Annotated in this window: 7 protein-coding genes and 1 pseudogene; 5 read left to right on the top strand and 3 right to left on the bottom strand. The window is 53.8% G+C overall.

Annotation, left to right across the window (positions count from 1 at the left end; genetic code table 11):
* Positions 1–64 precede the first annotated feature (64 nt).
* On the bottom strand, positions 65–1,261 hold the full coding sequence (locus ACP5D4_RS06910; RefSeq protein ID WP_428010890.1) for a trypsin-like peptidase domain-containing protein: 1,197 nt from the start codon (positions 1,259–1,261) through the stop codon (positions 65–67).
* 421 nt (positions 1,262–1,682) lie between these two features.
* Between ACP5D4_RS06910 and ACP5D4_RS06905 the strand changes: the two genes are divergently transcribed.
* From ACP5D4_RS06905 to ACP5D4_RS06890, 4 genes are all read left to right on the top strand, one after another.
* Positions 1,683–2,099, top strand: a complete 417-nt coding sequence (locus tag ACP5D4_RS06905; RefSeq protein ID WP_428010889.1) for a resolvase — start codon at positions 1,683–1,685, stop codon at positions 2,097–2,099.
* A gap of 6 nt (positions 2,100–2,105) precedes the next feature.
* Positions 2,106–2,879, top strand: coding sequence for a tetratricopeptide repeat protein (locus tag ACP5D4_RS06900; RefSeq protein WP_428010888.1), 774 nt, complete (start codon positions 2,106–2,108; stop codon positions 2,877–2,879).
* Positions 2,880–3,046: 167 nt separating this feature from the next.
* Positions 3,047–3,916, top strand: a complete 870-nt coding sequence (locus tag ACP5D4_RS06895; protein ID WP_428010887.1) for a Tab2/Atab2 family RNA-binding protein — start codon at positions 3,047–3,049, stop codon at positions 3,914–3,916.
* Between the two features lie 69 nt (positions 3,917–3,985).
* Positions 3,986–5,266, top strand: a complete 1,281-nt coding sequence (locus ACP5D4_RS06890; RefSeq protein ID WP_428010894.1) for a TldD/PmbA family protein — start codon at positions 3,986–3,988, stop codon at positions 5,264–5,266.
* 72 nt (positions 5,267–5,338) lie between these two features.
* Here ACP5D4_RS06890 and cysH read toward each other — a convergent pair whose 3' ends face one another.
* Positions 5,339–6,097: a phosphoadenosine phosphosulfate reductase gene (gene cysH / locus ACP5D4_RS06885; RefSeq protein WP_428010886.1), complete on the bottom strand. Its 759-nt coding sequence runs from the start codon at positions 6,095–6,097 to the stop codon at positions 5,339–5,341.
* Between the two features lie 841 nt (positions 6,098–6,938).
* Between cysH and ACP5D4_RS06880 the strand changes: the two are divergent.
* Positions 6,939–7,128, top strand: a pseudogene (locus ACP5D4_RS06880) (hypothetical protein); the annotation flags it as partial.
* A 115-nt stretch (positions 7,129–7,243) separates the two neighbouring features.
* On the opposite strand, the gene glgB reads toward ACP5D4_RS06880, so the two are convergent.
* Positions 7,244–9,571, bottom strand: coding sequence for a 1,4-alpha-glucan branching enzyme (glgB, locus tag ACP5D4_RS06875; protein WP_428010885.1), 2,328 nt, complete (start codon positions 9,569–9,571; stop codon positions 7,244–7,246).
* Positions 9,572–9,692: the final 121 nt, after the last annotated feature.

The raw sequence follows: 9,692 nt of genomic DNA, 5'->3' as shown, positions 1-9,692 counted from the left end.
AGGTGGATCGACGAACCAGGAATCCCCCTGCCTTCAGGCGGGGGAGAACGTCAATAAGTTTTAGCTAAAGCGGCAGTTCCCCTGGACGCACTTCCAGGGTGACAGTTTCCTCGCCCCGCAACACCTCCATCGAAATCGCCTCGCCAATGCGACTATCGCGAACGATTTGCTGGACAGTTTCAGAACTCATCACCGTTTGACCGTTCATTTTCCGAATCACGTCACCTTTTTTTAACCCAGCTTTGTCAGCGGGAGAATCTTCGATCGCCCGCACGATGAGAACCCCTTCCCGCACCGACACCGCCTCCGGAATTAAAGGATGGCTGGCGTCTTCCAAATCCATCTCCGGTTCTAGGGTGAGCATTTGAATGCCCAAATAGGGATGTTCGGCGCGGCCGGTTTCGACGATTTGTCGCGCCACCCGCAAGGCGGTTTCGATAGGAATCGCGAAACCCAACCCTTGAGCGCCGTCGATAATAGCCGTATTCATACCGATGGCTTCCCCGGCGGCGTTGAGTAACGGTCCGCCGGAATTACCGGGATTAATGGCCGCGTCTGTTTGCAGGAAACCGACTCGTTTGTCGGGGACGCCGATATCGCGACTGCTGCGATCGATGGCGCTGATAATGCCCACCGTCACCGTTCGATCGAGTCCCATCGGGTTTCCAATAGCGATCGCCCATTCTCCCGCTTTCAACCTCTGCGAGTTCCCCAACGGAATCGCCGGAAGCAACGGCGAACCGTCGTTTTTCGTCGGCCCATCGATTTCCACCACCGCCACGTCCGTCAGGGGATCGACCCCGAGAACCGTTCCCGGCAACCGCCGCCCCGTGGGAAGAATCACCTCCACATCTCGAGCCTCTCCCACCACGTGAGCGTTAGTCATAATGCGGCCGGACGAGTCGATCGCAAATCCCGACCCCGAGCCTTGAGGCGTTGGCGGGGGAAAATCGGGTAACGGCGGCAAAGACCGGGGCGAACGGGGCGATCGATCCAGATTGGGAACCGACCGCGCCGTTGTCGTTTCGATGCGAACCACAGAAGCTTCCACCCGACGAACCGCCTCCACGATAAAATTCGTGCGACCGGACGGTAAAGCTGAGAATTCCGGGGGTTGTAAGGTTGCCGATGGCGAGCGATCGGACAAGACTGTTCCAGCGCGAACGCCGACCAGAACCGCCACAGCCCCCACACCGATGAATCCGATCCCGAGAGCCACCTGCTTTCCGAAGGATTTCACTTTGTCGCGAGCTGGTGTCATAAGCTGGAGGGTTGCGCCGTTGCTGTCAATTATACGATTGGATTTCCCGAACGAGGGGTTGTCAATCTTTGAAAAAGCTTGAGAATTCATCGGGTTTTCAACAAAGCTTTCCGTCGAACGCTGCCTCGTCGAAGGTCCCGTTTGAGGGGATCGCAACCGCAATCATAACGAGAAACTAAGGGAAAACGGAATTTCAAAACTTAAAAATTGAGGAGATCGACCGCGATTTCTCCGAATAGACTCAGAAGCAAAAACCTTCGAGAAACGATTGTCGCGATCGCGAATTGAAGGGACTTTCAAACGCAAGTTGCCTCGAACAATCCTAAAATAAGGATATTGTAAAAATTAACAGCACCGACTCGGACGAGTCGATCGATCGCTGGCGAAACCCTCGAGCCAACCTGCTTCAAGTGAAAAATTGATGACCTCTCCCACTCACGATCGCATATTGATTGGATTCGATCCCGGCCGCGATAAATGCGGTCTCGCCGTCGTCGCAGAAAACGGCAACCTTCTCGAGGCTTGCGTCGTTTCCTCAGACCGCGCCATCGAACATCTAAAAACCGCCTGTCAAACCTACGGTAGCGATCGCATTGTCATCGGCGATCGCACCACCTCTAAACAGTGGCAGCGTACCATTTCCGACGCCTTACCCACCGTAGCGATCGCACAAGTCAACGAACAAAACAGTACTCTTGAAGCCCGCGATCGCTATTGGAAAATGAATCCACCGCGAGGATTGTCGCGTATAATTCCCCAAGGAATGCGTGTTCCCCCAAGGCCGATCGATGATATTGTAGCTATCTTACTCGTAGAACGCTATCTAAGTCGGCACTGACGACGGATGAATTTGAACTCAAAAAACCGAATCGCACTCACTTACGGGAGCGCGATCGTTGCGTTTCTAGCTGTCGTTTTCGTCCTCGGGCCCCGTAGCCTGACCGAAAACTTATATCCCCTCACGTCTTCGACATCTGACTCCGATTCCGACTCTCAAAGGAGATCTTGGTGGTCGAAGCAAATTGCCACAGCTCAAGCCGAAACCAACCCGAACTATATCAACGCCGTTTCGCAGGGTCGTCAGAATCTCGAAACGGAAAACTACACCGACGCCATCGCGAACTTCGATCGCGCCCTGCAAATCGCTCCAGATAATATCGTCGCCTATCACGGTCGCGCCTTGGCTCGCTTGAAACTCGAAGATTACAACGGTGCCATCCTTGATTTAACCCGTATCGTCGAACTCGCTCCCGAAGACGTTCGCGCTTACGGAAATCGAGGGAGCGCCTATCAAAAACTCGGCGACACCGAAAAAGCCCTCGAAGACTACAACCGCGCCCTAGAACTCTCTCCTGAATATACCTTCGCCTATTTCAATCGCGGCAGTCTCTACGTCGAACTCGGCGAATACACCAAGGCGCTACAAGACTTCAACCAAACCGTAATCCTCGAACCGGAATACGCCAAAGCCTTTTACAATCGCGGTATGGTCTACGCTACCCTCGGCGAAACCGATGCCGCGATCGCCGATCTCGAAACCGCCGAAGCCCTCTTTCGCAAACAAAACAACTTCGCCGCCTCCGAACTCGCCCTCGATGCGATCGCCGATTTAAAGTAGAACCGGGGAGATTGGGAGATTTCCCATCATCCCATCATCCCCTCATCCCATCATCCCCTCATCCCATCATCCCCTCATCCCCTCATCCCCTCATCCCCTCATCCCATCACCTCCTCACCGTATGATGGAAGACGTGACGAATTTAACTTGACGAACATAACTGTGGCATGGGCATCGTTTGGGAAATCGATTTCTACTCCCGTCCTATCCTGGACGACAATGGAAAAAAGCGCTGGGAACTGCTCGTTTGTGAAAGTCCACTCACGACGACACGATCGACCGACAGTCTGTTTCGCTTCTCCCGTTACTGTCCGAGCAGTACCGTAAACTCCGCTTGGCTGGCGGAATCCCTCACGGACGCCATGAAAGAAGCTGCGGAACCGCCGACGAAAATCCGCTTCTTCCGGCGTCAGATGAACAACCTAATTACCAAAGCCGCCAAAGACCTCGGCATCGACGCCAACATCAGCCGCCGAACCGCAGCCTTGTATCAGTGGCTTGAAGAACGGCTCGAAACCGTCTATCCCCAAGATCCCAACTACGACGCCGCGGCCGCTCAGTCTCCGTCGGTACGCTACCAACCTCAAGCCCCCAAATCTCTCCCGGACGCCCTAGAAGGACAAAAATGGGCGTTCGTGACCCTCACGGCCAAGGATTTTGCCGATTTCGACGAATGGGAAATGGATTTTAGCGAAGGCTTTCCCTTAGAACTGCTCGATTTAGACCCCGAAACGCGCGTTCCCGGCGTCATCGTCTTTTCGCCGAGAGCGTTTCCCCTGGCCGCTTGGATGTCCGGGTTAGAACTGGGTTTTCTCAAGTTCGTGACGGCGCCGAACCCGCAACTGGTTCTCGAAACTGGGGCCGACGATAGCTGGCGTTTGGCCAACATCACCGACGATCGAACCCTCTCGGAAGCGAAAGGCTTTGAATCGGTGAAAGAACAAGCTCGCGGCGTCCACTTTCTAGCCATCCAATCCGATCCCAACGCCGAATCCTTCGCCGGGTTTTGGTTGTTACCGGAACTCAATTTAACTTAAAGGATTTCAAAGGAGATTCTGAGAGAGAAGAGTGAGACGGATCGATCGTTTGTGGCGTTGGGGCTGGTCATGGTAGAAAAACTCCTCGATCTCGCGCTTCAGGCTGGGGCTGAAGCGGCTGAAGTCTTTCTGTCGCAATCTCACACGCGGCCGGTGTACTTTGAAGCCAATCGCCTCAAGCAACTCGAAAGCGTGGAGTCAGACGGATTGTGTTTGCGGTTGTGGAAACAAGGGCGTCCTGGGTTGGCGGTGGCTTACGGGGATGTCGATCCTCGGGATTTGGTCGATCGTGCCATCGCCATTAGTTCCCTCAATCCCCCCGAAGACATCGAACTCAGTCCCTCCTCTAATATCAACTATCCCGATATCGGCCGGGAAATTCCGGTCGATCGACTGGTGCAGTGGGGACGGGAAGCCATCGACATCGTTCGATCGCACTACCCAGAAATCCTCTGCACAGCCGCCTGGGAATGCGAAATGGAAACCACCCGCATCGCCAACACCTACGGCCTCGATGCCAGTTACACCGACACCACCCTCAGCAGCGACTTCGCCGCCGAATGGGTGCGCGGCGACGACTTTCTAAGCATCTGCGACGGTCAAACCCAACGGGACAACCTCGACCCCCAAGAACTGGCCGATAAAATCCTGTTGCGTCTGGCCTGGGCGCAAACCAACGTTTCGCCGCCAACCGGCCGCGTCCCCATCCTGTTTACCTCAAAAGCCGCCGATCTCCTCTGGGGAACGGTACAATCGGCTCTCAACGGCAAGCGGGCGATCGAAAAATCTTCCCCCTGGTGCGATCGACTCGGCGATCGCGTCCTTTCCTCCCATCTCACCCTGTCCCAACATCCCCACCTCGGACCCTACAGTTGTCCCTTCGACGACGAAGGCATCCCCACCCGTCCCATCGTTTTTATCGAAGACGGAGTCTTACAACTGTTTTATACCGATCGCCGCATCGGCAAAATTCTGGGCTGTGGCAGCACCGGGAACGGATTTCGCCCCGGCTTAGAAGGCTACCCCACCCCCGGACTGTTCAACCTCATCGTCGGTCCCGGTTCCGGTTCCCTCGACGACCTCATCTCCCAACTCGAGGACGGTTTGATTGTCGATGAAATGCTCGGCGGTGGCGGTGGCTTGTCCGGCGACTTCTCCATCAACGTCGCCCTCGGCTATCGCATTAAAAACGGCCGAGTTATCGGCCGCGTCAAAGATACAATGGTCTCCGGCAACGTCTACACCGCCCTGCGAAACGTCGTCCGACTCGGCGGCGACGGCATCTGGAACGGCTCCTGTTACACCCCCTCCATTATCGTCGAAGGCTTATCTGTCACCGGCCGGGGGTGAGGTGATGATGGGGTGAGGTGATGATGAGGGGATGGGGAGAGATTCTTCCTTGTCCCCTTGTCCCCTTGTCCTCTATAGCGAACTCGAATTCAAACTTTCCGCTTCTCCGTCCGTTTGTGGGAGGTGTAAGCCGCACTCTTGTTTGAGACCGCGAAATCGCGTGTCGCGCTCGTGTTCGTCGTCCGCCGTCAGGGGACGGCTCGAATGCCAATCGCCGACGGTGGTATATCCCAGGTCGAAATAGGGATGGTACGGTAAATCGTACTTCGTCAGGTATTGGTAAACGTCTTTCGCGTTCCAGCGCAAAATCGGATAGACCTTGTATCGATCGCCTTGCAATCCGACCCGGTTCAGATTTTGACGGTGTTGGGTTTGATCGGCTCGCAATCCAGCCAGCCACGCCGTCGCTCCCAACTCCTGTAACGCCCGTTGTATGGGTTCGACTTTGCGGATGTAATCGTAGCGGTTGAGAGACTCGACGTCGTGTTTCTCCCAGAGTTTACCGTAGAGGGCTTCCATACGAGCCGGAGAAATCGGCGACTGGTAGACCTTGAGATTGAGATTTAAGCGTCCGGTGAGTTCGGCGGCGAAGCGATAGGTTTCCGGTGGGAGATATCCAGTATCGATCCAGATGACGGGAATGTCCGGCTTCACGCACGTCACCAGATGGAGCATGACGGCGGCCTGAATCCCAAAACTACTACTCATAACTAAGCCGTCGCCGAAGGTGGTAACAGCCCATTCCACCACTTCTGTCGCAGAAGCGTTCTCGAGTTTTTGGTTGACGGCTTCGAGATCCAAGCCTGTTTTTTCGGGTGTGAAAACGGTCATACAGCGCGATGGTTAGTAAAAAACAGCGTGATTACGGTACGGACGAGACCTCTAGCATCTATCGGGGGTGCGTGGGCGCGTGGAGAGAGAACAAGACACGATCGCGCGTGAGGATTGAGCGCCGATCGCGCACCGCTGACAGGATACTTATAAGTGTCCTGAGAGGTGCGAGAGGTCGAGAAATATAGACCAGGTTAATTCTACAGCAGTTTACAAACGGTCAAAGGCGCGAAAAAATACGGACGACCGAACGTCAAACCTTTAATTTTTCTAAATTGCGGCCCTCCTAGCTCGTTTGAAGTCCGCTTTTTTGGGTGAAGGGCGAAGCGCGAAGCGTCTTGAGCAACGGTTTCTCTCGGTGACCTCTTGCCACCCTCACCTTGGGCGTATCGCAGGAGTCGCCGCGCCAACACCCGATGAGTCACAACGGCTCTCGCCTCACTTCAACTGACTCGAACCGCCCATTTTAAGGCGTGGCGATCGGTGAAGGAAATTTACTGCTTTTTAGAGAGGTTTTGACTGGGATTTTGTGGCTCGTTACAACCTGCTCTGCGTTTATTTTATAGCTATTTTATAGCAATTTCTATTAAAGTCTTCAAAATCAAATTCGTCAAAATCATGGCGACAGTGCTACGAACCGCTCGCGCGAACAACATCTCGTATCGACTGTTTTGCATTTTTTTACTATCTTACTCCTATCCTTGATATATTTTGATTTATGAATCCTTTATTTTTTGATAGTTTTAATTAAAAATATTGTCGCTAGAAAATAAGTATTTTACCCAAAAAACATAGTTTAAAAAATATATTTTCTGAGCTTTAATAGTTTGATTACTGTGGCATGTCCCGAACGAATACGACCATTGCACAAGACAAATCAGCCGTCATCTACCCCGATAGCGACGGAAATCCCATATCCGACAATATCGGACAATACCCAACAGTTTCGTTGGATTGTTACCATAAAAGACAACTTAGAAAGCCTCTTTAACCACCGTTGCGATGTCTGGGTAGCCAGAGATTTACTCTATCGAAACCCTCAATCCTGACGGGAAACATCCAGGCTGACGCCCAACAGCCAGATTTCCCAACAGCCAGATCCCCGGCATCTTCAAGATGCCGGGGGTCTTCACCCAAACCGAGCGATTATTCAGTTTCCGTCGCCTTTACCGTTTGAGTATTTTTCGATCGATCGAGCTTGAACATCAACACCGACAGCGGGGGCAAACACAAATCCAGAGAGTAAGGACGGTTGTGGAACGCCCACTCGTCCGTCCATTTACCGCCTAAATTCCCCATATTGCTGCCGCCGAACTCGCCTGCGTCGCTGTTAAACAACTCCGTATAAAACCCAGCTTCGGGAACCCCGACGCGATAGTGACTGTGAGGTTGCGGCGTGAAGTTGCACACCGTCACAATAAACTCATCAGAAAACTTATCGCGACGGATAAACGAGACGACGCTGTGGCGGTTGTCGTTGCAGTCAATCCACTCAAACCCCGGTTCCTCGAAATCCTGACTGTGTAAAGCCGGTTCCCGCTTGTAGAGTTCGTTGAGTTGGCTGACAAAGACTTTCAGTTGTTTGTGGGGTTCGTACTGTAACAGATCCCAATCGAGATCGCCCCAGACGTTCCACTCGCTCCACTGTCCGTACTCCATGCTCATAAACAGCGTCTTCTTGCCGGGGTGGGCGAACATATAACCGTACAAACAGCGCAAGTTGGCGAATTTCTGCCATTCGTCCCCCGGCACCTTACCCAGCATATTGCTTTTACCGTGGACGATTTCATCGTGGGACAGCGCCAAAACGTAGTTTTCGCTGTGGTGATACCAAATGCTAAAGGTGACGTTGTTTTGGTGGAACTGGCGGAACCAGGGATCCATGCCGAAATAGTCCAGCATATCGTGCATCCAGCCCATGTTCCATTTCAGGTTGAAACCCAACCCGCCCACGTAGGTGGGCCAAGACACCATCGGCCAGGCGGTGGACTCTTCGGCGATGGAGAGAACGCCGGGATAGTAGCTGAACAGTAGATGGTTGACTTGACGTATGAAGTCCGCCGCTTCGATGTTTTCGCAACCGCCGTATTTGTTGGCAATCCACTCCCCGTCTTCGCGATCGTAGTTCAAATACAACATCGAAGCCACGGCATCGACGCGGATTCCGTCGATGTGGTACTTGTCGAACCAAAACAGGGCGTTGGCCACGAGGAAGTTGCGAACTTCGTTGCGGCCGTAGTTGAAGACTAAGGTTCCCCAAGATTTATGTTCCCCCTGACGAGGATCGGCGTGTTCGTACAGGTGGGTTCCGTCGAAGAACGCCAAACCGTGGCCGTCTTTGGGGAAGTGACCGGGAACCCAGTCCACCACGACACCGATGCCGTTTTGGTGGCATTGGTCGATGAAGTACATGAAGTCTTCGGGGTTGCCGTAACGGGAGGTGGCGGCGTAGTATCCGGTGACTTGGTAGCCCCAAGAGCCGTCGAAGGGGTGTTCGGCAATGGGTAGCAGTTCGATGTGGGTAAAGCCCAGGTCTTTGACGTAGGGAATCAGGCGGTCTGCTAGTTCTTTATAGGTTAAAAACCGCGCTCCGGGTTTGAGGTCGGCGACGGGAACGGGAGGTAAGGGGTTGCCCAGGTAGTCGGTTCCCGGTTCGTCGTAGGAGGCATTTAACCAAGAGCCTAAATGGACTTCGTAGATGGAGACCGGGGAGGTCATGGGGTCGGTGTTGCGCCGATGTTCCATCCATTGGCTATCGTTCCAGGTGTAGCTGTCTACGTCGGCGACGATGGAGGCGGTTTTGGGACGGACTTCTTGTTGGAAGCCGTAGGGGTCGGATTTTTCGTAGATGTGGCCGTCGAAGTTTTTGATTTCGTATTTGTAGTGTTCGCCGACGCCGATTTCGGGAATGAAGAGTTCCCAGACGCCGTTACCCCGTTTGGCCATTTGGTGTTGGCGACCGTCCCAGTGGTTGAATTCGCCGAGGATGGAGACGTTGCGGGCGTTGGGGGCCCAGACGGCGAAGTAGACGCCTTTGATGCCGTTTTGTTCGATGGGGTGGGCGCCGAGTTTTTCGTAGATGCGGTGGTGGTTGCCTTCGGCGAAGAGGTGAATGTCGAAGTCGGTGAGTTTGTGGGAGCGGAAGGCGTAGGGGTCGTAAGTGACGCGCTCGTGACCGCCTTGTTTGAGACGGAGTTGGTAGTTGAAGGGGAAGGGGTCGGGGTCTTGTTTGTCTACAACGCGGTCGAGTTGGCACTCGAAGAAGTGGGGGTGGTGAACTGACTGCATGGGATAGCTTTCGCGCTCTTCGGGAAGGACGACCCAAGCGGCTTCGACGTCGGGAAGGTACGCTCGAACCACCCAGACGGATTTACCGTCTCGTTCGACGGGGTGAGGTCCGAGAACGGAAAAGGGATCTTGGTGGCTGTTGTGAACGATTCGATCGATTTGCTCGGTGGCGATGGTTATAGACATGAAGCTACCCGTGTAATGTCTCGTCTGTATTTTTTACGCGATTTTGTCGTTTTTTTGTTATCAAGGCTCCGATTGACGCCGCTGTTTTGGGAAATTTGGGGAAAATCGACGCCGATGCCCC

Source organism: Baaleninema sp. (assembly GCF_049974805.1).
Lineage (GTDB): Bacteria > Cyanobacteriota > Cyanobacteriia > Cyanobacteriales > Geitlerinemataceae > Baaleninema.
This window is presented reverse-complemented; position numbering and strand designations above follow the sequence as displayed.

Excerpts from the sequence above, each read along its gene's own strand:
- ACP5D4_RS06910 (WP_428010890.1), bottom strand. The coding sequence starts at position 1,261 with ATGACACCAGCTCGCGACAAAGTGAAATCCTTCGGAAAGCAGGTGGCT.
- ACP5D4_RS06905 (WP_428010889.1), top strand. The coding sequence starts at position 1,683 with ATGACCTCTCCCACTCACGATCGCATATTGATTGGATTCGATCCCGGC.
- ACP5D4_RS06900 (WP_428010888.1), top strand. The coding sequence starts at position 2,106 with ATGAATTTGAACTCAAAAAACCGAATCGCACTCACTTACGGGAGCGCG.
- ACP5D4_RS06895 (WP_428010887.1), top strand. The coding sequence starts at position 3,047 with ATGGGCATCGTTTGGGAAATCGATTTCTACTCCCGTCCTATCCTGGAC.
- ACP5D4_RS06890 (WP_428010894.1), top strand. The coding sequence starts at position 3,986 with ATGGTAGAAAAACTCCTCGATCTCGCGCTTCAGGCTGGGGCTGAAGCG.
- cysH (WP_428010886.1), bottom strand. The coding sequence starts at position 6,097 with ATGACCGTTTTCACACCCGAAAAAACAGGCTTGGATCTCGAAGCCGTC.
- glgB (WP_428010885.1), bottom strand. The coding sequence starts at position 9,571 with ATGTCTATAACCATCGCCACCGAGCAAATCGATCGAATCGTTCACAAC.